Annotated in this window: 17 protein-coding genes; 3 read left to right on the top strand and 14 right to left on the bottom strand. The window is 54.2% G+C overall.

The window, feature by feature from the left end; genetic code table 11:
• Window positions 1-7 precede the first annotated feature (7 nt).
• The 4 genes from secD to queA form a co-directional block, all read right to left on the bottom strand.
• Entirely contained in the window at window positions 8-1,861 is a 1,854-nt protein-coding gene (gene secD, locus BN1135_RS03900; protein ID WP_042018995.1) for a protein translocase subunit SecD, read from the bottom strand.
• A gap of 18 nt (window positions 1,862-1,879) precedes the next feature.
• Entirely contained in the window at window positions 1,880-2,215 is a 336-nt protein-coding gene (gene yajC, locus BN1135_RS03895; protein WP_042018994.1) for a preprotein translocase subunit YajC, read from the bottom strand.
• A 55-nt stretch (window positions 2,216-2,270) separates the two neighbouring features.
• Window positions 2,271-3,407: a tRNA guanosine(34) transglycosylase Tgt gene (tgt, locus tag BN1135_RS03890; RefSeq protein WP_042018992.1), complete on the bottom strand. Its 1,137-nt coding sequence runs from the start codon at window positions 3,405-3,407 to the stop codon at window positions 2,271-2,273.
• 70 nt (window positions 3,408-3,477) lie between these two features.
• A complete protein-coding gene (queA, locus tag BN1135_RS03885) occupies window positions 3,478-4,545 on the bottom strand; it encodes a tRNA preQ1(34) S-adenosylmethionine ribosyltransferase-isomerase QueA (protein ID WP_042018990.1) in 1,068 nt (355 codons plus the stop codon).
• Window positions 4,546-4,757: 212 nt separating this feature from the next.
• On the opposite strand from queA, the gene BN1135_RS03880 reads away from it, so the two are divergent.
• The 3 genes from BN1135_RS03880 to ahpF all read left to right on the top strand — a co-directional run bounded on the left by BN1135_RS03880 (window position 4,758) and on the right by ahpF (window position 8,188).
• On the top strand, window positions 4,758-5,204 hold the full coding sequence (locus tag BN1135_RS03880; RefSeq protein WP_042018988.1) for a CBS domain-containing protein: 447 nt from the start codon (window positions 4,758-4,760) through the stop codon (window positions 5,202-5,204).
• Between the two features lie 682 nt (window positions 5,205-5,886).
• Window positions 5,887-6,453: an alkyl hydroperoxide reductase subunit C gene (gene ahpC / locus BN1135_RS03875; RefSeq protein ID WP_042018986.1), complete on the top strand. Its 567-nt coding sequence runs from the start codon at window positions 5,887-5,889 to the stop codon at window positions 6,451-6,453.
• A gap of 154 nt (window positions 6,454-6,607) precedes the next feature.
• Window positions 6,608-8,188: an alkyl hydroperoxide reductase subunit F gene (ahpF, locus tag BN1135_RS03870; RefSeq protein ID WP_042018985.1), complete on the top strand. Its 1,581-nt coding sequence runs from the start codon at window positions 6,608-6,610 to the stop codon at window positions 8,186-8,188.
• A 136-nt stretch (window positions 8,189-8,324) separates the two neighbouring features.
• Here ahpF and BN1135_RS03865 read toward each other — a convergent pair whose 3' ends face one another.
• From BN1135_RS03865 to BN1135_RS03820, 10 genes are all read right to left on the bottom strand, one after another.
• The gene (locus tag BN1135_RS03865) at window positions 8,325-9,041 is read right to left on the bottom strand and encodes an SIMPL domain-containing protein (protein ID WP_042018984.1); all 717 of its coding nucleotides are present in this window, start codon (window positions 9,039-9,041) and stop codon (window positions 8,325-8,327) included.
• Window positions 9,042-9,096: 55 nt separating this feature from the next.
• Window positions 9,097-9,657: a hypothetical protein gene (locus tag BN1135_RS03860; RefSeq protein WP_042018982.1), complete on the bottom strand. Its 561-nt coding sequence runs from the start codon at window positions 9,655-9,657 to the stop codon at window positions 9,097-9,099.
• A gap of 86 nt (window positions 9,658-9,743) precedes the next feature.
• Window positions 9,744-12,470 (bottom strand): VWA domain-containing protein, encoded by a 2,727-nt coding sequence (locus BN1135_RS03855; protein WP_223290099.1) that lies wholly within the window; start codon window positions 12,468-12,470, stop codon window positions 9,744-9,746.
• Window positions 12,353-14,869 (bottom strand): retention module-containing protein, encoded by a 2,517-nt coding sequence (locus tag BN1135_RS22335; RefSeq protein ID WP_223290092.1) that lies wholly within the window; start codon window positions 14,867-14,869, stop codon window positions 12,353-12,355. The genes BN1135_RS03855 and BN1135_RS22335 overlap by 118 nt, the downstream gene beginning before the upstream one ends.
• A gap of 266 nt (window positions 14,870-15,135) precedes the next feature.
• Window positions 15,136-17,061, bottom strand: a complete 1,926-nt coding sequence (locus tag BN1135_RS03845; RefSeq protein WP_042018979.1) for an EAL domain-containing protein — start codon at window positions 17,059-17,061, stop codon at window positions 15,136-15,138.
• 3 nt (window positions 17,062-17,064) lie between these two features.
• Window positions 17,065-17,817 carry a transglutaminase-like cysteine peptidase gene (locus tag BN1135_RS03840; RefSeq protein WP_082186734.1) on the bottom strand — a complete coding sequence of 251 codons (753 nt, stop codon included), beginning with the start codon at window positions 17,815-17,817 and terminating at the stop codon, window positions 17,065-17,067.
• A gap of 131 nt (window positions 17,818-17,948) precedes the next feature.
• Window positions 17,949-19,274, bottom strand: a complete 1,326-nt coding sequence (locus tag BN1135_RS03835) for a TolC family outer membrane protein (protein ID WP_042018978.1) — start codon at window positions 19,272-19,274, stop codon at window positions 17,949-17,951.
• 36 nt (window positions 19,275-19,310) lie between these two features.
• Window positions 19,311-20,744, bottom strand: coding sequence for an HlyD family type I secretion periplasmic adaptor subunit (locus BN1135_RS03830; protein WP_042018977.1), 1,434 nt, complete (start codon window positions 20,742-20,744; stop codon window positions 19,311-19,313).
• Window positions 20,737-22,881 (bottom strand): type I secretion system permease/ATPase, encoded by a 2,145-nt coding sequence (locus tag BN1135_RS03825; RefSeq protein WP_042018976.1) that lies wholly within the window; start codon window positions 22,879-22,881, stop codon window positions 20,737-20,739. Before BN1135_RS03825 ends, BN1135_RS03830 begins: the two co-directional genes overlap by 8 nt.
• A 377-nt stretch (window positions 22,882-23,258) precedes the next feature.
• On the bottom strand, window positions 23,259-24,188 hold the full coding sequence (locus tag BN1135_RS03820; RefSeq protein ID WP_042018975.1) for a tRNA modification radical SAM protein MnmL/YtqA: 930 nt from the start codon (window positions 24,186-24,188) through the stop codon (window positions 23,259-23,261).
• Window positions 24,189-24,527 lie beyond the last annotated feature (339 nt).

The following is a 24,527-nucleotide window of genomic DNA, read 5'->3' as shown; positions in this document are numbered from 1 at the left end:
TCTATCCTCAGATGGGCAGCTTGTCGATGCGCCGTCCACCCCAAGCCAGGTTGATAATGGCACGGGAAACTGTGATGGCAGTAAACATGGAAGCGGTCAGACCAATGCCCAGCGTCAGGGCAAAGCCCTTGATGGCGCCAGTACCGATACCGAACAGGATCACGCAAGTAATCAGCGAGGTAACGTTCGAGTCGGCGATGGTGGAGAATGCCCGATCAAAGCCCAGATGAATGGCTTGCTGAACACCACGACCATTGCGGATCTCTTCACGAATACGCTCGTAGATCAGCACGTTGGCATCCACCGCCATACCCAGCGTCAACACGATACCGGCAATTCCCGGCAAGGTCATGGTGGCACCCGGGATCATCGACATGATACCGACAATCAGCACCAGGTTCATACAGACCGCCAGGTTGGCTACCCAACCAAAGGCACGGTAGTAGATCCCCATGAACAGCACGATCACCAGCATGGCCCAGCCAATGGCTTCCATACCGCTGTCGATGTTCTGTTGACCCAGGCTCGGGCCAATGGTGCGCTCTTCCACGATCTGGATCGGGGCGATCAGGGCACCGGCACGCAGCAGCAGCGCCAGGTTGTGGGCTTCGTTGGCGTTATCGATACCTGTGATACGGAACTGGCTGCCAAGACGCGACTGGATAGTGGCGACGTTGATCACCTCCTCCTGCTTGCGGAACTTGCGCTTGCCATCCGGACCAGGCTGACCGACCGGCTTGTACTCGATGAACACGGTCGCCATCCCTTTACCAACGTTGTCCTTGGTAAAGTTGGCCATCTTGTTGCCACCCTGGCCATCCAGCTTGATGTTGACCTGGGGACGGCTGTACTCGTCAAAACCGGACTGGGCACCGACGATATGGTCACCGGTCAGGATCACCCGCTTTTGCAGCACCACAGGACGACCGTTGCGATCGTTGTAGACCTTGGAGCTCGGCGGGACACGACCGTCGGCAGCAGCCTGGATGTCGGCAGTCTCATCGACCATATGGAATTCCAGGGTCGCGGTTGCACCCAGGATCTCCTTGGCACGGGCGGTATCCTGAATACCTGGCAGTTCAACCACAATGCGCTCGGCGCCTTGTTGTTGCACCAACGGCTCGGCTACACCCAGCTCATTGACCCGGTTCCGGATGATGGTGATGTTCTGCTCGAGGGCATACTTTTTCACTTCCTTGATCTTCGCTTCACTCAATGCAGCCTTGAGGATGAACTCATCCCCTTTCTGCTCGGTGGTGAAGGTCAAATCCGGGTTCTGACGACGCAGATGGGAGGCGGCACGCTCTTGATCCGCCTCATCGCGAAACAGCACCTGCACCTGATCACCGGCCCGGCGAACGCCTGAGTAACGGATCTTCTGGGTGCGCAGTTCGGTGCGAAAATCCTGCACCATCTGCTCTTGCTGCTTGGTCAGCGCTTCGGCCATGTCCACTTCCATCAGGAAGTGCACACCACCGCGCAGGTCCAGGCCGAGCTTGAGCGGCGCAGCACCGATGGCTTCGAGCCAGGCGGGGGTAGAAGGAGCCAAGTTGAGTGCAGTGATGAAGTTATCGCCCAGCTTGTTGGCAACAACATCGCGCGCCTTGAGCTGCTCTTCAGTGTTCTTGAAACGGATCAGGATTAAACCGTGCTCGAACGCAGCATGTTTGACCGGGATATTGGCCGCTTCAAGGGTCTCTTTCACTAGGTCAAGGGTATCTAGCTTGACTTCGGCACCACGGCTGGCAGATACCTGCAAGGCCGGGTCTTCGCCGTAAAGATTGGGGGCTGCATATAGAAAACCGATGGCGATCACCACGACCACCATCAGGTATTTCCACAGCGGATAGCGATTCAACACGCTGTGCTCCTTGGGAGATTAAAGGGACTGGATAGAACCCTTGGGCAGAACGGCAGAGACGAAGTCCTTTTTGATGGTGACTTGAGTCTGGTCGTTCAGGGCGATCACCAAGTAATCGCTATCTGCAGCCACTTTGGCAATCTTGCCAACCAGGCCACCGGAGGTGAGCACTTCATCACCCTTGGACAAGGAGCTCATCAGATTGCGGTGATCTTTGGCACGCTTGGCCTGGGGACGATAGATCATGAAGTAGAAGATCAGGCCAAATACGGCCAGCATGATGATCATTTCCATACCACCACCCTGTGCACCCGGAACTGCGCCTTCTGCATATGCCTTGGAGATAATGCTCATTTAACAACCTCTTGTTGATGTAGATATACAAAGATAACGAGCTGATACGCTGTTGTTATTTCACGTCATTTTCAGCTAACGGAGGCACAGGCTTCCCTTGCCGACGGTAAAACTCAGTTACAAAGTCGTCTAATTTACCCTGCTCGATCGCGTCCCGCAAACCTTGCATCACTCGCTGGTAATAACGCAGGTTGTGAATGGTGTTCAGACGGGCACCCAAGATCTCGTTGCACTTGTCCAGATGATACAGGTAGCTACGAGTGTAATTTTTGCAGGTGTAGCAATCGCAATCCGCATCCAGGGTGCTGGTGTCGGTGCGATACTTGGCGTTACGGATCTTGACCACCCCATCGGTGGTGAACAGATGGCCGTTACGGGCATTGCGAGTCGGCATCACACAGTCGAACATATCGACCCCACGGCGCACCCCTTCCACCAGATCTTCTGGCTTGCCTACACCCATCAGGTAACGGGGTTTGTCGGCCGGAATTTTCGGGCAAACGTGCTCGAGGATGCGGTGCATATCCTCTTTGGGCTCACCCACTGCCAGGCCGCCGACCGCATAGCCGTCGAAACCGATCTCCAGCAGGCCATTGAGGGAGACATCCCGCAGCTCTTCATAGACCGAGCCCTGGATGATACCAAACAGGGCATTCTTGTTGCCCAGCGCATCAAACTTGTCACGGGAGCGCTTGCCCCAACGCAGGGACATCTCCATCGACTTGCGGGCATCTTCGTAGCTGACCGGATAGGGGGTGCACTCGTCGAAGATCATCACGATGTCGGAGCCCAGATCGTACTGGATCTCCATGGACTTCTCGGGGTCGAGGAAGATCTTCTCACCATTGATTGGATGACGGAAGTGGACGCCCGCTTCGGTGATCTTGCGAATGTCGCCCAGGCTGAACACCTGGAAACCACCGGAATCGGTCAGGATCGGGCCCTGCCAGTTCATGAAATCGTGCAGATCGCCGTGGGCGCGCATCACTTCCTGACCCGGGCGCAGCCAGAGGTGGAAGGTGTTGCCCAGCAGGATCTCGGCGCCGGTTTCACGCACTTCTTCAGGGGTCATTCCCTTGACGGTGCCGTAAGTACCGACCGGCATAAAGGCCGGAGTCTGGACAGTGCCACGTTCGAACACCAGTTGACCGCGACGGGCACGGCCGTCGGTGGTTTTCAGTTCAAATTTCATTACTACCTCGATTCAGTCAGAGAAACAGTCTGACAATGGAGGGCCATCCGGCCCGATATAAAGGCGAAACTTACGCCTCGCCCCGGCGACGGGTGACAAACATGGCGTCCCCGTAGCTGAAGAAACGGTACTGTCCGGCCACCGCAGCCTGATAGGCCGCCATCACGTTGTCATAGCCGGCAAAGGCGCTGACCAGCATGATCAGGGTCGACTCCGGCAGATGGAAGTTGGTGACCATGGCATCGACAATCTGGAACTGGTAACCCGGGAAGATGAAGATGTCGGTGTCGCTGAAAAAGGGCGCCAGAGGTTTTCCCTGAGCCAGGGTGACCTTGGCGGCGCTCTCCAGCGAACGTACCGAGGTGGTGCCCACCGCGATGACCCTGCCACCGCGGGCACGGGTCGCCGCGATGGCATCCACCACCTCTTGCGGCACTTCGGCATATTCCGAATGCATGTGGTGATCTTCAATCTTGTCCACTCGCACCGGCTGAAAGGTCCCCGCCCCTACATGCAGGGTCACGAAAGCAGTTTCAACCCCTTTGGCACGAATTTTCTCAAGTAGCGCCTCATCAAAGTGAAGACCGGCGGTCGGGGCTGCCACCGCACCCGGCTTTTGGTTATACACCGTCTGGTAGCGCTCCTTATCGGCATCCTCGTCGGGACGGTCGATATAAGGCGGCAGCGGCATGTGACCGATCGCTTCCAAGATCTCCAGCACCGGGCGCGGGTCGAGGAAATGGATCTCGAACAGCGCATCGTGACGGGCACGCATCTCGGCCTCGACACTCTTGCCGTCCTGACCTGCATCCATGATCAAACGGGTGCCCGGTTTGGGCGCCTTGGAGGCACGGACATGGGCCAGCACGCTGTGCTCGTCCAGAATACGCTCAACCAGTACCTCCAGCTTGCCGCCGCTGGCCTTCTGGCCAAACATGCGCGCCGGAATGACACGGGTATTGTTAAATACCAACAGGTCGCCCGGATTGAGCTGATCCAGCACATCGACAAATTGACCATGGCGCAGGGCGCCGGTTTGACCATCGAGCTGCAACAAGCGGCTGGCGGTACGCTCTGCCATCGGATAGCGGGCAATCAGCTCGTTGGGCAGATCAAAATGAAAATCGGATACTTGCATCTTTCACCTCGAAGGGAATCGGCGGCTAGTCTAGTTATCCCCATCTTCCAAGGCAACCCAAAAGACCAAAAACCCAAGAGAGACAAGGGATAGCGAGCAATATTGATACACCCATCCGGTTAATGATTCTTTAATGATCTGTATTGACCCTGATCATGTTTTGCCAGAGAGGGGTGGGCTAGGGTGAAGGGAGATACACAAGGAGGCTCACCATGATGACCTTATCCGAAATCATGACCGAACATCCCTTCACCCTGGGTCCGGAAAACAGTGCCAAACAGGCGATGGTGCTGATGCAGCAGGAGCGGATCCGCCACATTCCCATCGTTGACGAGCAGCACCACCTGCTGGGGTTGGTGACCCTCACCGATATCCTGGCCACTCGGGAATCCAAACTGCTGCTCATCAGCCCGGAGCGGGAAGCCGAATTTACCGACAGCGTGCAACTCGACGAGATCATGACACGGCAAGTGGCAAGCGTGGACCCCCACGCTGGCATCAAGGAGGCGGCACTCTACCTGCAGCGCCACAAATATGGCTGCCTGCCGGTACTAAAAGGACGCAAGCTGATCGGTATCGTCACCGAGTCTGATTTCATTGCGGTTGCCATCAACCTGCTGGAGTTGATGGAAGAGCAGGAGCCACCCACCGATTTCTGACGGAATAAATGTAATAAAATTACAATAAAAGCGTTTTCAGCATACCTAATCGGCAAAAATGCTGAAAGTCTTTCATTTTGATTGAAAAATTACACCATATGGTTGCTTTGTGATCTTCGTCACACTATTATCAGCTCATGCAATAGTTGCCGAGAGGGAGACGAGGGATTGTGCACCCACACTCTTCCTTTCATATGTCTGCAAGTTTGCACACCCCGTAGTTAGTCTTTGCTGTAAAGCATTTGTTTATATCGCCATTCCTTGTTTGATGACCCGGCCCTATCGTTGCGATAGCGCCGGGATTTTTTTATCCGCGCTTTTCTGCCTCCCTCGATTGCCAACACATCCCCCATCGCCGCGACCAGTTGCCTCAACCTCCTGCGCCACCAGCTTGCTCCACCGTTCATCTCATCGCGGCGGCACTCGGCTGACCGAGCCTTGAAAAGGCGATGTGCCGCACAGATATTGAACCACGACAAGGAGTTATCTCTGTACGCCAGAGATATTCATGTTAGGTACAGCCATAGTGAGTTATCTAATAAGTAGATTTAAGCGATTCAAAATTGCGGCTTTTATCGATTAGCGAAAGTCCCTATGATGAATCCATCGAAAGTTAAACGCCTCGTCTGGCCAACCTTTGCAACACCAGACCGGCATATGTATATCACCAAGGAGCTAATAGATGTCTACCTATATCAACACTGAAATCAAGCCGTTCAACGCTACCGCTTATCACAATGGCAAATTCGTTCAGGTGTCTGACGCTGACCTGAAAGGCAAGTGGTCCGTGGTGTTCTTCTACCCGGCTGACTTCACCTTCGTTTGCCCGACTGAACTGGGCGATCTGGCTGACAACTACGCTGAATTCCAAAAGATGGGCGTCGAGATCTACTCTGTCTCTACCGACACCCACTTCACTCACAAAGCGTGGCACGACACCTCTGACACCATCAGCAAGCTGCAGTACCCGATGATTGGTGACCCGACTGGTACCATCACCCGCAACTTCGGCGTAATGATCGAAGAAGCCGGTCTGGCTGACCGCGGCACCTTCGTCATCGACCCACAGGGCATCATCCAGATCGTTGAAATCAACGCTGGCGGCATCGGCCGTGACGCACTGGAACTGCTGCGCAAAGTCAAAGCGGCCCAGTACGTGGCATCCCACCCGGGTGAAGTGTGCCCGGCTAAATGGAAAGAAGGCGAAGCCACTCTGGCCCCGTCCCTGGACCTGGTAGGCAAGATCTAAGCCTCCCGCTTCCAAGACCGGCCCGCACAAGGGCCGGTTTTGTTTCCGGCCCTCAGAAAACGCGCGGTCTGCTTTCCGGCCTGCGTTAAATGTGCCGGTCAGCTTTCCGGCTCAAATATCACGCCGACCCGCAATCACAAGAAGGAATTCGAAGATGTTGGATACCAACCTCAAACAACAGCTGAACACCTATCTGCAGTACATCGTCAATCCCATCGAGATCAGCGTGTCCGGCAATGACAGCGACAAATCTGCAGAGCTGCTGGCACTGGCCAGCGAGATCAGCGAGATGTCACCCAAAATTTCCATGACCGATGGCACTGCCGCGCGCAAGCCTTCCATGAGTGTCGCAGCACAGGGCCAAGCCCCGCGCGTTCACTTTGCCGGCATTCCCATGGGTCATGAATTTACCTCTTTGGTGCTCGCCCTGCTGCAAAGCGGCGGCCACCCCTCCAAGGCCGATGCGGCCGTGCAGGAGCAGATCCGCCATCTCAAGGGCGAGTTCCACTTCGAGACTTATATCTCCCTCTCCTGCCACAACTGCCCGGACGTGGTGCAGGCGCTGAACCTGATGGCGACCCTGAACCCCGGCATCACTCACACCATGATCGATGGCGCCCTGTTTCAGGAAGAAGTCGCCGAGCGCCAGATCATGGCTGTACCGAACGTCTACCTGAACGGCCAACCGTTCAGCCAGGGCCGCATCTCGCTGGAAGAGATCGTCGCCAAGCTCGATACCGGTGCCAGTGAGCGCAAAGCGGCTGAACTCAATGAAAAAGCGCCCTACGACGTGTTGGTGGTAGGCGGTGGCCCGGCTGGCGCAGCGGCTGCCATCTATGCCGCTCGCAAAGGCATTCGCACCGCCATCGTCGCCGAGCGTTTCGGTGGCCAGGTGATGGATACCGTTGGCATCGAGAACTTTATCTCCGTGACCTACACCGAAGGCCCCAAGCTGGCAGCCAGTCTGGAGCAGCACGTCAAGCAGTACGGTGTGGAAGTGATCACCGAGCAGCGTGCCGCCGCCATCAGCAAAGATGGTTATGTGAACGTGGATCTCGCCTCCGGTGCCACCTTGAAGAGCCGCTCCGTGATCCTGGCGACCGGTGCCCGCTGGCGCGATCTGAACGTACCGGGCGAAGTCGAGTACCGCACCAAGGGCGTGGCCTACTGCCCGCACTGCGATGGTCCCTTCTTCAAGGGCAAGCGAGTGGCGGTGATCGGTGGCGGTAACTCCGGCATCGAGGCTGCCATCGATCTGGCTGGCATCGTCGAGCATGTGACCGTAGTCGAATTTGCCGATACCCTGCGTGCCGATGAGGTACTGCAGAAGAAGGCCCGCTCCATGGGCAATATCGACATCATCATGAGCGCTCGCACTACCGAAGTGATCGGTGATGGCAGCAAGGTGGTCGGTATGGATTACGAAGATCGCACTACCGGCGAGATCAAACACCTGACGGTGGCAGGCATCTTCGTCCAGATTGGACTGGTGCCGAACACCGAGTTCCTGAAAGGGGGCGAGATTGCCCTGACCCGCTTTGGCGAAATTGAGATCGATACCAAGGGCGCGACCTCCCTGCCAGGTGTCTACGCCGCAGGGGATGCCACCACGGTACCGTTCAAGCAGATCATTATCTCCATGGGTGCCGGTGCCACCGCCGCACTGGGGGCGTTTGATTACCTGATCCGCAACCCGGCGCCGGAAGTGACCAAGGCTGACGCAGTGACCGCCTGATAAACCCCGCTTAACAAAAAGCCGACGCCCGATGAAGTAAACACGAGAGTCGGTTTTTTTACATCTGCATCTACACAAAATAAAAACCCCGCAGCAAACGGCGGGGTTGTTCATGACAGGGCTTAAACGACTGGCATCACTCCAGCAAGAAAACAGCCTCGATATTATCGCTTACCGTGATCTGCTGTTGCTGATAGCTGTTATCCGCCATATCCGGCGCGGGAGCAGCCATCGCCATGGCCTGCACCACCTTCAGGTTGCGGCTATAGGCGGTAATGGGCGAAGCATTGCGGTACTCCACACTGTACACCTTGCCAAGCTTCATCCCGAACGCCTTGGCCAGAGATTCAGCCTTGGTTTTGGCATCCTCGACGGCATTCAGACGGGCCTGCTCCTTGATGACTTGAGGAGATTTCAAGCCATATTCAATCTGGGATACGGACTCCAGCCCGGCTTTGAGGGCGGTATCCATCAAGGGGCTCAATTTATCCAGTTGATAGAGTTTGACCGCCAATTGCCGCTGGGCACGGTATCCCAGCAATACCGGCTTCTTGTTCTCGCCATACTGATATTCCGGAGAGACCATCAGATTGCCAGCCTCGACATCGCTGCGCGTGATCCCCAGCCCTTCCAGCTGGCTAAAAAAGGCTGCGACCTTGGTATCGACCTGCTGCTTGGCCTTGAGACCCTGCTTATCCAGTGCACTCACCGCGACATTGAGGGTAAGCATATCGGGTTCGGTCTTCTGCTCGGCATAACCGCTCACCACCAGATGGGGCGCTTGCGGCACTTCAATCGCCAGCAGCGGAGCACTGACAACCAGAGCGGAAAGAGTAAGAAGGGGACGCCACATAGAAAAAACCTCAATCGGAAAGATTGAGGTGATTATGCCAGTGCAGCTACGGGATTCATATATCGTGCAAGGGGGGGATCTGATCCAGTATCTGATTGGTCAGATCGAGGCTGATGGTGACCATGCTGCCGGGCTCCTGGCTCTGGTTTGCCATATCCAGCGCCGGTGCAGCGCCACAGACCAGCACCTCATCATCGAAATGGAATGAGTCCCACGACAGAACATGTCCTTGCACCGCCGGTCCGATATCGGTGCCAGCACTCTCCTCCTCCATCGCAGACCAGGCGATGGTATCAGACGGCCCCAGCAAATCTTGCAACAACGGGGAGTGAAAACTGGCCAGCGGATACTCCTGCTGCCCCTGATCATGGCCAACCAGAATCATGTTATGGGCAGACTCGGTATCCATGACTGGCACATAGGTAATAGAGGCCGCTGCAAAGTCAACATAGAGCGACCCCGCTACATCACCAGCCTCATTCTCTATCTCCATCCCATCCAGCCGATCACCCGCGATCGAGGCATGATAGCCAAACTGGCCGGCACAGGTAATGTTCCCCTGCCCATCCCAGCTATAACGGATGCCATCAATGTCGACCCAGTTGAATGACTGCATGATTACCCCTCTCATCTACTGCCTGTATCTTATCCATCCCCTAGGGGAAAAAACAGGGGCCAGACAAGCCTGGCCCCGAGACAAGGTTACGGATCAACCTTCAGATTTCCCTGATTCAACAGATCTTCAATGATGGTTTGGTCGTTACGCGAACCTCCCAGTGTCAGATCGATGCTGTCAAACTGGATGACATGAGTCGCACTGCTGCCCCCCGAACCATCAAGATCGATGGTGAGAGTCGATTTGCCGATACCCGGACCACTTGTGAAAGTGAGATAGGCATCGAGCGATGTCTTGTTGGCATGCTCGCCATTGAGCAACTCGCTAATATCCAGCACATCCCCGCCGGTGCCGGTGGTGAAGTCCTTGATCACATCGGTACCACCCGCATCTGCAGCGCTCCACTTGAAGGTATCCTTGCCGGCACCGCCTGTGAGGGTGTCAGACCCGGTCCCGCCAATCAGAATGTCGATACCGTCACCGCCAATCAGGATATCATTGCCTTTTTGGCCATAAAGCACATCATTCCCATCACCACCTTCAAGGGTATCATCACCACCAACCGCACCTTCCTTACCATACTCTGCATGCTGGCTGTAAAGTTCGTTGAGCAATTGCCCACCACTCTTGCCCGGATTGTCTGCTACAAACTCGAACCAGCCGCCATCCGTATTGTCTGCATGAATACTGTCACCAAAAATCACGTCGTTGCCTGCACCTCCTTGCAACAGGTCAGAGCCGACACTGACGGCGGTAAACAGCGAACCCAAGCCACTAGACAGGTCATCAAAGCTGTCTACGGCGAGGTAGTTGTCTACAGTGTTGTCGATCGCATTGAGGTTATTGCCAAATGACGCTCCCGATGGCACCCCAATCCCGACCGCATTAATCACCACATCCGAGGCAGACAGTGCACTCAGGGCAGCTATACCGGTCGCAATCTGCGCAGAATTGGTCCAGCCTCCTGCGGTCGGCTCCCCATCGGTGAGGAAGTAGACATATTTATGATTCGCAGCCGGATCCCCGGTCATCATGGTATTGAGCTGTTTCAAGGCAGCTTCGTAATTAGTGCCTCCACCTGACTGCACTAGATTGCTGACAGCCTGCTGAGCGGCAGAAACAGAGGAGTAGGTACCAACATATTTGCTGCTATCTGCAAACGTACCTATCTCGACTTGCAGTTGCGCAATGCCACTGAACTTGGCCAGCAAGTTGTTGATGGCATCTTTCATCAACTGGAATTCCGAGTTGCTGATACTCCCCGACATATCGACCATAAATGTCAGGTTGTAACTACCCGAAGTCACCCCGCCAACATCACCGATCAACACATCAGCCCCGACTCCACCCACAATTGCTCCATCCACATCCGGAGCAAGAAGAGGGTTGGGACGAACGTGATCGTCAATGGCAGTGCTGGCTCCGGAACCTGTGTCATTGGCATTGCTACCAACCACCAGGACCGGATTGATAATGGTCAACTTGGCACTGCTGGTATCTCCATCGCCATCTTTAATCTTGTAAGTGACCTCGACAGGCGCCCCCTCTGCCCCCCCTGCTGGGGGGGTGAATCGGTAGTCACCATCATTTTCAATGTAGAGGGAGCCCTTGTTGGTCCCCAATGCAATAGTGAAAGAGGTATTGCTGTTATTGAAGGAGTAGGTTGTTCCGTTGTACTCCACAGAAACCAGTTTGGGCGTACCAAAACCGTCGGCACCAGCACTGTCATTGGTTGTCACATTACCATCAATTACCTGTGTCAGGTTGGTCAGGGTTCCCGACAGCTGACCCGCTGTATTGATCACCACCACATTGCTGTTGTGAGCGCCACTCGGTGACCACGCGACACTTTGCAGGTCGGCATCAAGTACGCTGGTTGAGCCAATCCCCACGGCATATGCACCATCAATGCCTTTTTGCGTCAGGAAGTTCGTCCAGTCATTGCGCTCTGTGGCGTTAATTGCCTCATCAGCAGAACTGGGCACTCCATCCGAAATGAAAAATACAAAGGTGTTATCGGCGGAAGGCGGTGTCCCATAATTGTTCCGAACCGCTTGCAAAGCATCATCGTAGTCAGTAGAACCGCCAGAAGAGATGCTAGTCAGCTGACCAGTTACCTGATCCTTGGTCAGCCATACCTGACTACCGACACTCTTGACAGTGGCCGAGCTATCAAAATCAACCAGCATCACCTTGACCAGCGAGTTGCCATAGCTGTTCATCAGATTCGTTACAGCATCCTTGATAACCTGCATATTGGTATTACCAATACTGCCTGAGCTATCGAGAACCAACACCAGGTTGACAGTGCCATTAGTGCCGCTGGTAATGGTATCAGCCACAGCACTCGGACCGTCGTCTTTGAAGACGATGTTCAACCCGTTCACACTGGTCGCTGTGCTGCGGTCTCCATCACGGTCTGTCACGGTCTGCACCACCTTGACCTCGGCCGCAAGCGACGCGCTGTCGTCATGATCACTTGCACTGCTGCCATCCACCCCGTGCTCCAGCGCCGCATATTGGGTCACAGTAACCTTGCCGCTGCTGTCCATCAGCACACTGAATGCCTTGGTGCCACTGGTGCTACCGCCGGTCCATCCTTCATAACCGTTGGCCACGGCCACCAGTTTGATTTCGCTGGCGCTGCCACTTTGACCCTCCAGCCACAGGCCGGTGCGGGCACCCGCGGTGGCACTCAGGCTGTACTGCACGCTGCCGGCGCCGTCAGTGCCATACACCGGAGAATTAAACAGACCGCTAATGGCGCTGCTGGTGATTTCCACCGCATCAAACCCACCGGTTTCATCCAGCAGCACGCGGGCATTCGCCTCAACGTTAGCCGAAGCNNCCCACTCACACTGGTCGCTGTGCTGCTGTCTCCATCACGGTCGGTCACAGTCTGCACCACCTTAATGGCAGCCGCAGCTGCCAGCGACACGCTGTCGTCATGGTCACTCGTACTGCCGCCATCCACCCCGTGCTCCAGTGCCACATACTGGGTCACCGTGACTTTGCCGCTGCCGTCCATCAGCACGCTGAACGCCTTGGTGCCACTGCTGCTACCGCCTGTCCACCCTTCATATCCTCCCGCAACCGCCACCAGTTTGATCTCGCTGGCGTCACCACTTTCACCCGCCAACCACAACCCGGTCCCTGCACCTGCCGTGGCGCTCAGGCTGTACTGCACACTGCCTGCCCCGTCAGTGCCATATACCGGCGTATTGAACAGCCCGCTGATGGCGCTGCTGGTGATTTCCACCGCATCAAACCCACCGGTTTCATCCAGCAGCACGCGGGCATTCGCCTCAACGTTAGCCGAAGCACTCGGGCCATCGTCGTCAAAGCTGAACACCGAACGCTCGCCAGCCACCAGACTGACGGTGGCACTGTCGGTCACGCTGTCGCCATCACCATCCACCCGGGTCACGCTGTATTGCAGGCCCAGACTGTTCTGCCCACTGAGCAGCAGTGACAGTGATTCATCAAACAGACCGGTGTTGCCGTGAGACAAGGCTTCAAACTGGGTGGTCTGCAGTTGGGAGACCCCGTCCACCGCCACAATCTTGATGCTGAACACCACATCGCCGTCACCATCAACCCCTTGCAGCTCGGTCGCACTCACCGCGTTGAGGGTAATCGCACCTCCATTGGTGGCAGACAGGTTGGTGGCTACCCCTTCCTCACCAATCCCGACAAAGCTGAAGCTACCGTTAGTGCTGCCTTCGCCGTCAGCGCCGTAGCTGCCACTGCTGGTAAAAAGTGACAGCAGACCACCGGTAATAGCCGTTGTGGCTTGGGCCAGAGCACCTTCTACGTCATCGCTGATGTAGCCATCATTCACATCACTGCCGTTGTAGCTATCCCCTTTGCCGACCGTCTCATCCAGACTGACCGACAGCCCACTAAAGTTGGCCTCTTCGACCAAGCCCACACTCTGGGTGGGTACATCATCCTGAATAACAATGTCTAGTGTTGCGCTGGTTGTATCACCGTCATCATCGGTCAAGCTCACAGTGAGACTCTCACCCAATTGCAGGTCAAAAGCAGGTTGTTGATGGGCCTCGTTATCAACGAGGGTATAGCTGTAGGAGACACGGCCGTTACCAGTGACGGGATCGTAGGTAATTGCGGTAATTTGCAATGAATTGCCAAGGGGCGTCTCTATAGATAGAGGCAGCGCAGCAACGGTACCATTGCTGATCAACTGGATCGCACCAACCGCCAGTGTTTGGACGCCGTCCGGGGCATTGAAGGTAAACGCGCCACCTTGAGTCAACGCTACCGTATCAGGGGTTGAACCATCCGCCAGGTTGGCATCACTGACCAACACCTCGCCCCCTTCCAGAGCAAGCCCCTCAATGCCCACCTCCTCATCTACCGGAGTAATGGAGATAACGAGTGTTGAAGTCACTGTGTCCTGGCCGTCAGTCACCTGATAATTTATTGAGGGAACGGCGCCATCATAGTTAGGCGCTGGCGTGAAGGTGTAACTCCCGTCTGGGTTGATGATCAACGTGCCCACACCGGTAATGGTGGCGGCAACACCGGCAGGCACACCGATGTTGATACCCCAGTCAAATGAAACGACAGAGGCAGCAGCGGGTCCATCAGGGTTGGTACTGTTGTCCAGCAGATTACCGCTGACCTGAGTGTCTTCCAGGGTCACGACGGCTTCGCCCAAATCATCAAGCTGATTCTCAAGAATTAAATCTTCTGCCTGATTTGCATTGATTACGGCGGCCGTATCGTAGGTTGTATCAAACCCTGCAGCCGCTATCGTGGCATCGCCGGTTCGATCAATGGTGACGAAACCACCATTACCACTGGCTCCGGCAACCCCACCAATACCGCCACCACCACCGGCCGCAGGGGCACCACCGGCAGCAGAGGCTTCAAAGTTTTGAGTCGGGTCAACGCCCTGCAGAATCGATTCTTGCAATGCAGCAATATCTGAAGGAGCCCCTTCCGGACTGGCCCCCGCTTGTGGTTGACCTGGTTCAACCGACTCGGAACCCGTAGGGGAATTCTGTGCAGGTGTGTCGTCATAAGGGGAAAGTGCCAGCTTGGCATCATCCGCTATGGTCAACTTGGCTCCGGGTTGGAGGATTTCACCTTTTTGCAGAGGGCGGCTGCTTCCATCAGCCAGCACAATTTCCACATTGCCTTCGATAGCTGAGACAACCACTGACTTGTCGATGATTTGGGTACGCATATCCATTGCTCCAACGTGACGGATCTTGATTCCTAAACCGTAGGAGGAGATGACATGCTTATCCGTTGCAAAAATGTATCAATTCGGTAGGTATTCAATAGAACGAGGGAAAAAAATAGAAGGGTTGCTTTTTTAATATAAAAATCAACACTATTTACTGAGCGCCATTAGAGGCTCGCCATAATTCCATTATATTGAAAGAGGGAAAAGAGAATTTTTAGATATAAAAATGACCCCATTCGGGGCCATTTTTAACATTGTATTATTCAAGACAAGGGAAAAGCTGGATGAACAAACCCCTGATAACCATCAATATGCAACTTCGAGAGCAGCTCTACTTGGCGTTGGTCCTCCACACGGGTCGCAATCGTGGTCACACCAGCATTATGTGCGGCACGGCACACTGCGGCCAGGAATGAGGTATCTGCCCCCGGCTCCATAACCTGACTGGTATAACCGTGGTCAACTTTGACATACGCCGGTGCCAGCTCCTCCAGATAACCCAAAGAGTGGAAGTGACGGCCGAAGTGATCAACACCCCACTGGAAGCCATGCGCCTGCAAGGCGTGCACCAACGCGGTCACATTCTCTTTATGCTTCATGATGGCAGCTTCAGGTATTTCAAATAGCAGCCGCTCTTTCAACTCGGCATGCTCGGCCAAATAGCGAGTCAGCCAGGTTAAAAACTCATCTGAACAGAGCGAGCCAGCCGTGATATTGATCGCCAGCACCAGATCAGACTGCTTTTGCAGTAATGGAACGCAAGCATCGAGGACCGCCTGGTCAAACTCGCCACCCAGTTTGAACTGCTCAATTGCAGGCAAGAACTGACCGGCAAAATAATCGGTGCCATCACGAGAAATCGAGGCAAACAACTCGGCATGCAACCTGGCGCCATTATCAAATCGGCAAGCAGGTTGGGCTTTGAAGCGCCACAGTTGCCGTGAGATGGCATCTTGCACCAGATCTCGCCAGGCCAAACGTCCCATCAACCCTTGTTCGGCGCCCCCTTCCATCACGACAGCACCACGGCGTTCATTGCGCGCTTTGCCAAGCGCATTATCGGCCTTGGTCAACAAGGCTGAGAGATCATCGTGGCCATCACGACCGGCAATACCGATGACTGAGAGTGCATCGCCTTCGCCCATTGGATTCACCACCAGATCGGCGATGCGGCTATTAATCACCTCAGCCAAGTCTTTGAGTTGAGTGAGGTCATCAGTTGGGCAGAGCAGTGCATATTCCGTTGCCGAAATCCGGGCCAACGCAGCGCCATCCCACCCTTGCAGTTGTTCTTTCAAGGCTTGCGCGATGGATTTAACCATATTGTCACGGGCAGCAAAGCCCTCATCACGGTAGATGTCATCAAGCATGTCTACCGCAATCAGCATGACGCCCCCTTGTCCTGCCTCTGCAATCCAGGCATTGACCTGACCGACAAAATAGGCGCGATTGCCAAGACCAGATACCGCATCTACATACACCCGCTCACGCAATTTTTCAGCCTCATCGGCTTGCTCTTTGAACTGCAATGCCAACTTGCTTGATAGGGTATTTATAGCCTGAACCACCTGTTTCAATTCATGGGTTTTCGGCTCAGGAATGGCATGACCAAAATGATGCAACTCGATCTCGACCGCTTGCTGGCAGATGTGTTTCAGCGGTTTAAGCAAATAGTTGAGTGCTCTCATCAATAGAATGGTGGTGATCAAAAAACCGACCAGAAACCAGCTCGCCAGTTCGCTCATTCCGCGCCATAACTCGTAATAAGCTTGGCCAGGGTGGCCAACCACCTTTAATTTGCCAAGCTGCAACCAGCCAGATGTCAGAATTGACTCATTGGATACCTCAGGAAACAACCCCAAATTGATAAACCACTGCGGTACACCCTGAATATTATTGGTGTTTTCCAACTCGATGACATCTTTGGAGGCGAGCAGGTCAAGGCGAACCTGTCGGTAATAACCACCATCAAAAATGGCCTGGATCACTGATTCGGCAGCAACCTTGTCACCATTTTCCAGGTAGGGAGTCAGTGCCAGCCCCAGCGAGGTGGCAGTGTTGATGACCGTTGTTTGCTGTTGCTGTGCCAGATACGTGCGGGTTGAATTGAATTGCACCCAGTATGTGGCCGCAAAGAGCAATCCAAACAACAGCAGCATGGTGGCTAATAACTGTCGATAGAGCGTCATAGGTTAATCATCCAAATTCACCGCTGGCCGAGCCAATCGCCCCGAGGTCATGCGATTGCGTAAATCATTCCATAATCCCAAGCGAGATGATTGACCAGCCAGTTCCCCTTGGCCTTTCGCCTTCATCAACCACAAGTGACTACCGTTAAAGCTATAAATAGGTAACAGATCCCGTCGTTGTGTGGCGGGTCTAATCGAGCCAATCAAATTATCCAAAATAACCGGAACGGAAGATGGCGTCTCGTAATAGGCAACCACCATGTGAAACTGGTTGTAATCAAGCGCCTTGACATACACCATCCGCATTTTTTCATCCGGGATCCCAAGTTCAAGCAGCGTGGAATATTTAGCAATACTAAAATCCTCGCAATCTCCCCCGGCCGCCCCCAGAAACTCAAGTGGCGTGGCCCAATAATCCTTCTTGCGCCACAACTTGATGTCATCAATAAAGCGCATCCGATTAAAAAAGTTATTCACTCGCTCGAGTTTTTTCGCCTCGCTAAGAGCCCTTCCCTTCGTCTCCATGACCAGCATCCGCCAACTGGTTACCCGCTTGCCTGCTCGTGCACCATAGGTCTGCTCAGCCCGTTTGATCAAATTGAGATCTTCCGGTGGCAAAGGTTGACTGGCACAGAGCAACAGCGAAACAGGTAGCAGCAAAACCCATAACGAGTGGCGCAAAACGCGCAGGCATAACAGTTTCCATCTACTGAAAATAAAAGGAAACCGGTAACCCTCTCCAGGCTGAAGTGTCACATCCGTTGCCTGCTGCATTGTTGCTGCGCACTCCTGAAACCGGACAACCACTTACATTTACCAAACAAGGTGACTGCAATACGCAGTCACCTTGGTGCGGTCATCATCCCTGCGGGATCAATAGCGAACCGTTACTTCTTGGCTTGCCATTCAGCGGGTTGCTTGACGCTAAAGGCATTGAGCAGGCTACCTGTCGCATTGAGAATGCGATAGTCCGCCAGCAGCGCGTCATATTCGGCAGTAATATAGCTACGACGCGCTTCAAACAGTTCGTTCTCGGTGTTCAACACATCCAGCAAAGTCCGTTGGCCCAAACCAAATTGCTTTTTATAGGCCTGCACGGTGTCATAGCTGGCGTCGACGTGCTCTTTCAAGAAGGTCTTCTGCTTGGTCAGCGACTCTTTGGCGTTCCATGCCAGACGCGTGCCCTCTTCCACTTGGCGGAACGCATTCAGATGAATGTCTTTCGCCTGGGAATAGAGCGCCGATGTAGCGTTGCTCTCTGCCACGTCAGAACCACCGCGGAACAGGTTGTAACGCATCCGCACCATGGCGGTCAGGTCATCGTTACGCCCTTTAACCGCATCGATATCCTCATTCCAGTTCTGATCCACCTCAAATGTCACATTGGGGTAGAAACCGGACTTGGAACCTTCATGCTGATATTTGGCCGCTTCAATATCCTGCAGTGAAGAGAGCAGGGTTGGATGAACTTCGGTCGCGGTTTTCAGCGCTGTCTCCAGACTGGCCGGAATGACCTCGGCGTTAGGAACCGGCTGTACCAAATCTTTGGGCACCTCATTCACGACACGGATAAATTCACTTTCTGCATCGCGATAGTTGTTCTCCGCTGCAGCCTGGTTCGAATAGGCTCGGGCAACACGACCATCGATCTGGGTCTGGTCAGCCGTCGATCCCAGACCTGAGTCGGTCCGCTTGCGAATGTCACTGCGGATCTGCTCGTGGGTTTCCAGATTCTGCTTGGATAGCTCCAGGATCTCCTGCTGACGCAGCATGTTGAGGTACACCTCAGAGACCCGCAGCGCGGTGTTTTCCGCTTCAGAGATCATCGCCAGACGCTGGGCATTGGCTTCTGCTTCTGTTCTGGATACGTTGTTGCTGACATCAAAGCCATCAAACAACATTTGGCGCAGACTGAGCCCGGCCTCTTTACGAGTCATGGAGTCATCAATATTGCTGTTGGCACTGGCAGCTCGGGTAGAAGGGCTGTCAGTCTTTTCATAGCCTACGCCACCACGCAGATCGATGGTGGGATAGTAACCACCCTTGGCACCATCATGCTGATAGAGGCGTGCCTGATACAAATCGAACGCTTCCTTGATCTTGGGATGTGTCGCAAGCGTATGTCCTACCGACTCCTCCAGCGTCTGGGCTTGCCCCAAACCAGGGAGTAGGGTGATGCCACTGACCAGCATGGCAACAATCGTTTTTTTCATGTTATCTCCAGTCATGTATTGTTTTAGATTGTTGGCTTATCGTTCTCTCAGTGCCGACTGCTTTGCCCTTAATATGGGTTTCAGCAAATAGTCTAGGACACTTTTTTTACCAGTAATAATATCCGCACTGGCTAACATACCGGGGATGATGGGAAGTGCGTTAAGCTCATCGCCCAAGTAACTCTTGTCGGTACGTACTCGAACCAGATAAAAGGAATTCCCCTCCTCATCCTGGATCGAGTCCGCACTTATCTGTTCAACCTTGCCATGCAATCCTCCATAGATTGTAAAGTCATAGGCAGTAATCTTGACGATGGCGTCCAGCCCGGGTCGCAGGAAGGCGATATCTTTTGGCGACACTTTAGCTTCCACCAGCAAGGTATCTTCCAGCGGCACTATCTCCATCAAATCCATACCCGGTTGCACTACACCGCCCAGGGTATTGATCTTGAGCTTTTTGATAGTGCCTTTGAGCGGCGCAATCACACTGGTACGATCAACCCGGTCTTGCAAGCCGACCTGCCCTTCGGACAGCTGACCAAGTCGTCCCTGCTTCTCATTAAGCTCGGTTTGTGAATCAGCCCGGAAGGTTAACGCGATGTCATTACGCTTTGATATAGACTCCCGCAATACCGAGTTGAGTTTTGGAATAATCAACCGGTTACTCTCCAGCTCCCCTTGCATCTCGTTGACCTGACGCTCCAGTTTGATCAATTCAACCTGTGGCACAATTCCTTCTTTAGCCAGCGGACGACTGATATTGAGCTCTTGTCTGGCCAAATCCACGCTGCGGTTCACGGTGCGTATTTTGGCGTTCAACTCTATCAGTTCCTGCTCTTTCTGTTCGATTTGCTGCCCTAATATATAGAGCTGGTTCTTCAAGTTATTGAGGCGATCTTTTTGGACTGAACGCTCACGGTTGGCATATTCAGCGAAAATCGTTTCATAACCATCAGGAAACTGGATGGGAGCCTCAGAGATGACCACTTGCTCACGCCAACCGAGTGCCGGCTCATTTTTTACCTCAACACTGGCCATCTCGGCCCGCAGCCGGGCGATATCGCCTTTCAGGGTCACCAGCTCCTGCTCCCGTTCCCGAAAATCGGAGCGAAAACGGGTATCATCGATACGCAGCAATGCCTGCCCTTTTTCTACGATGTCACCCTCTTTGACAAAGATCTCTTTGACTATCCCCCCTTCCAGGTTCTGGATTACCTGTAATTGCCGGGAAGGCATTACCTTGCCTTGCCCCACGGTGACTTCATCCAGCTCTGCCCATGCAGCCCAGACAATGGCACTCACAAAAAACAAGAAACAACACCACAACAAGATACGGGCACTGGTCGGTGTACTGAGCAACACAGCGGCGGCTCCGTCATCCACAAACTCCAAGTGCTCAGGTGCGGGTAAGACGTCGTCAGACTGCGCCTTCCTAGACCGGTTGAACCAGCCGGAAAGTCCCTTAACCATGGGATACCTCCTGCACTCGTACTTTGCCTTCTTTCAACTGTTGCAACACCACATCTTTAGGGCCATCTGCAACTATCTGACCTTGCTCGATAACAATCACCCGGGATGCCACATCCAGCATGGAGGTCTTGTGAGTGATCAGGATCAGGGTGGTTTCCGGGCCAAGTCTGGCCAGCTCCTGTTTGACCTGCATCTCGGACTGGTTGTCCATGTTGGAGGTGGGTTCATCCATCACCAGAATGGGAGGATCATTGAGCAGCGCACGCGCCAGCAGGATCGCCTGACGCTGACCACCGGAAAGCTGACGCCCGCCTTCGCCAATCTGCCGATCAAGGCCATTGGGATCCCGGTTGGTAAAGTTGGTCACACCGGCCCGTTTGGCGGCGCGCAAGACCCGAGCATCATCCACCAGCGGGTTACCCAACATAATGTTGTCCCGCACCGAGCCGAAGAACAGGATGACATCCTGAGGGACACAGCCGATATTGCGACGGATCACCGACGAGGGCAGCTGATCCAGCTCAAATCCATCGATACGGACCGAACCATCGGTGGGTCGATACAAGCCCATCAGCAGTTTCTCAAGGGTGGTTTTACCTGCCCCGATCCGGCCAATAATGGCCACCTTCTCACCTGGCTGAATGCGTAAATTGATATTGTGCAGCGAGCTGGTTTCCATGCCCGGGTATTTAAACGAGACATTCTCGAATTCGATCCGACCGGCAATCACCGGATGATGGATATATTGCTTGCCCTCTTCCTGCTCACCCGGGGTTTGCATGATCTTCTCCAGAATATCCAGCGCAGACTTGGCCTGGTTATAGCGTGTCGACAGCACCGAGAGTTGCACCATAGGCGCAATTGCCCGGCTCGCCAGCATCACGGCTGCAATCATGCCGCCCATGGTGACCAAACCTTCAGATATCTGGTAGACCCCTACAATGACCAGCCCAACGGTCACTACCTGCTGGATATAGCTGGCCAGTGAAGACATGGAGTTGGTAATGCGACGAGTCTGTACACCCCAAGTGGAAATATGGGATACCGCCTGCTCCCAGCGATGCTGGAACATGCTTTCGGCACCGAATATTTTGACGGTTTCCAACCCGGAAATACTTTCAATCAGGTTGGCGTTTTTCTGGGAGGCAAGGCGCGAGCCCTCTTCAATGGATTGCTTGAGCGACCCTTGAATATAAAAGCTGTAGGCAACCAGGATCAGCATGGCCACAATGGGCACCACCACCATCACGCCGGCAAACAACCAGATAATAAAGAGGAAGAACACCGCGAAGGGCAGATCGATAAGGGTAGATACGGTGGCGGAAGTGAAAAACTCCCGCACCGACTCAAACTCTTGTAAGTGTTTGGCGAAAGCACCGGTGGAGGCAGGGCGCGACTCCATGCGCATGCCCATAACCTTGGCAAAGATCTTGGCCGACAGCAGCACATCGGATTTTTTGCCGGCAATATCGATGAAGTAACTGCGTAGCTGACGCATCACAAAATCGAAGGTAAAAACAACCATGGCCCCCGCAGCCAGCACCCACAGCGACTCAAACGCCAGATTGGGCACGATCTTGTCATAGACGTTCATGGTGAAGAGGGGGCTGGCGACCGCAAACAGATTAATGAGGATCGAGGCAATCAGCACATCGCGATAAATACCCCGTGATTCGAACAGGGTGCTCCAGAACCAGTGACCATCACGGGTTTCCAGCACCTTGGGTGAGCGTTCGTCAAATTTGAACTGCTTCTTCACATAGAAGAGGCGACCCAGATACTCATCACCGAGCTGAGCCGTAGATAGCCATTGGGCTGCATCACCAGCCTGCGGAAAAATCACTTTCCCCTGGCTGCGATCCTCGTTCCACTCCAGCAGAATACAGGCACCACCGCTGCGCATCTGCAATACGCAGGGCAGCAACAAGGGTGATATATCAGCCAACGGCTGGATCACTTCACGGGCAGATAAGCCGCCCCGTTCAGCCGCGCGGCAAAACAGCGCCGTCGTCAGACGGCCAGAGACCAGAGGCAACCCGGTCGTCAGGGCATCCTGACTGTTGGGCACACCATAAAAGCGGGTCAAGAAGACCAGGCACTCTAATAGTTCATCGATACGACTTGTTTCTGCTTGCATAGCATCCTGTCACTGCATAAATGGGATCAAGACGAAAATGAACCGCACGTATTTTCCTGCTCGCGCGACTAACACACCAAATCACACATCTCCTGATGTGCGGGCACAGGGCATCAACCTGTCAGCAAACATTCATCCATAAGTTACTGCAGGGCGCTGGTAACGACATGGCCGAATCCCGATAAACATGGCCTGACTGACTCCATGCTATCACTGCCTTGCTAGGGCGTGTCGAACTTAATGGATAACAATGTCAACTAGATGGCCATTAAGTGTGCATTACTATATCAACCGGAACACCCCAAAACTATAGTTTATGGTATGTACTTTTTTATATAACCCTATGTTTTAGGTGAAAATAATAACGTCGCACTCAATTATAGGTCAGGAAGTATGAAGGGTCTGCCCAGCGCATGCCCTTGTGGGCCGCTCAAGGCCAACGCTTTGGCAATATCCGCCATCGCAGTCCAGCGATTTTCACACCACACGGGCGCCAGCAGTGTTGGTCGACGCGCCGATGCCGATATGCGGTGATAAACCACCTCGGGCGGCGTGTGCTGGATCATGGCGACCGCCGCCTCCACATACTGCTCCAGCGTCAAAACCTCAAGCCGCCCCGCCTGCCACGCCTTGCCAAGGATGCTGCCCTCCACCACATGAAGCGGATGGAGCTTGATCCCCTCGACACCGGTTTCCACGATGCGATGCAGAGTATCCAGGCTATCCATCGGCACCTCGCCCGGCAGGCCAACGATCAGATGAGCACATACCTTGATGCCGCGCTGATGGGCCCGCTTCACCGCATCCTCATAGGCGGCATAACCGTGTCCGCGATTGATCCGCTGCAAGGTTTTGTCATTGGCGCTCTGCAGCCCGAGCTCCAGCCACACCTCGTAACCCCGCTCCTGATAGCCCGCCAGCAGATCCAGCACCGCATCCGGCACGCAATCGGGACGGGTGCCCACACAGAGCCCCACCATATCGCTCACTGACAGTGCCTCTTCGTACATACGCTGCAGATATTCGACCTCGGCATAGGTGCTGGTATAGGCCTGAAAGTAGGCGAGATAGCGCTTGGCGCGGGTCACTTCATCGCGGCGAGCCAGCAGTTGTTGCACCACGGAGAGCTGCTGGGCCGACTCGTCAGCAAAAGAGGAGACATTACAGAAGGTGCAGCCACCGCGGCCCAGGGTGCCGTCCCGATTTGGGCAGGTGAAGGCACCATGGATGGAGAGTTTGTGGATCTTCTGACCGTGACGCTGCTTGAGATCTTGACCGAATGTATTGACGAGTTCGTGTAACTGCATGGCACCTCCGCTAAAGGAGCGTCATTGTACGAGCTTGCGCAAAACAGGGGCTGAGCTGGATCAAGCTAGCGGAGGAGGTAAAACATATAAATATCCGGTCTATTTTGAATAAATATAGAGAAAAATCGCAAAAAACAGATTTTGGCAGCTCGTTGACTATTCCAACAGTAAACATCCATATGAAAATGAGACCTGATAACTCACTGTTGAACAATGAAAAATTCAAAGAGACCCGACAAGACACAATTGCAAGCCTGCAATATTGAAAATGTGATCACCTCCGCTGTCGACCAAGCCGGGTTGGTAAAATTACTACATTCACCCTCGGTCGATAAGCGC

Origin of the sequence: Aeromonas sobria (assembly GCF_000820145.1) — a bacterium.
GTDB lineage: Bacteria > Pseudomonadota > Gammaproteobacteria > Enterobacterales > Aeromonadaceae > Aeromonas > Aeromonas sobria.
This window is presented reverse-complemented; position numbering and strand designations above follow the sequence as displayed.

What these genes read in the sequence shown, in the direction of transcription:
- ahpF (WP_042018985.1), top strand. Translation starts at nt 6,608, where the DNA reads ATGTTGGATACCAACCTCAAACAACAGCTGAACACCTATCTGCAGTAC.
- BN1135_RS03860 (WP_042018982.1), bottom strand. Translation starts at nt 9,657, where the DNA reads ATGCAGTCATTCAACTGGGTCGACATTGATGGCATCCGTTATAGCTGG.
- BN1135_RS03880 (WP_042018988.1), top strand. Translation starts at nt 4,758, where the DNA reads ATGATGACCTTATCCGAAATCATGACCGAACATCCCTTCACCCTGGGT.
- queA (WP_042018990.1), bottom strand. Translation starts at nt 4,545, where the DNA reads ATGCAAGTATCCGATTTTCATTTTGATCTGCCCAACGAGCTGATTGCC.
- BN1135_RS03845 (WP_042018979.1), bottom strand. Translation starts at nt 17,061, where the DNA reads ATGACGCTCTATCGACAGTTATTAGCCACCATGCTGCTGTTGTTTGGA.
- BN1135_RS03830 (WP_042018977.1), bottom strand. Translation starts at nt 20,744, where the DNA reads ATGGTTAAGGGACTTTCCGGCTGGTTCAACCGGTCTAGGAAGGCGCAG.
- BN1135_RS03825 (WP_042018976.1), bottom strand. Translation starts at nt 22,881, where the DNA reads ATGCAAGCAGAAACAAGTCGTATCGATGAACTATTAGAGTGCCTGGTC.
- tgt (WP_042018992.1), bottom strand. Translation starts at nt 3,407, where the DNA reads ATGAAATTTGAACTGAAAACCACCGACGGCCGTGCCCGTCGCGGTCAA.
- BN1135_RS03820 (WP_042018975.1), bottom strand. Translation starts at nt 24,188, where the DNA reads ATGCAGTTACACGAACTCGTCAATACATTCGGTCAAGATCTCAAGCAG.
- BN1135_RS03865 (WP_042018984.1), bottom strand. Translation starts at nt 9,041, where the DNA reads ATGTGGCGTCCCCTTCTTACTCTTTCCGCTCTGGTTGTCAGTGCTCCG.
- ahpC (WP_042018986.1), top strand. Translation starts at nt 5,887, where the DNA reads ATGTCTACCTATATCAACACTGAAATCAAGCCGTTCAACGCTACCGCT.
- yajC (WP_042018994.1), bottom strand. Translation starts at nt 2,215, where the DNA reads ATGAGCATTATCTCCAAGGCATATGCAGAAGGCGCAGTTCCGGGTGCA.
- BN1135_RS03835 (WP_042018978.1), bottom strand. Translation starts at nt 19,274, where the DNA reads ATGAAAAAAACGATTGTTGCCATGCTGGTCAGTGGCATCACCCTACTC.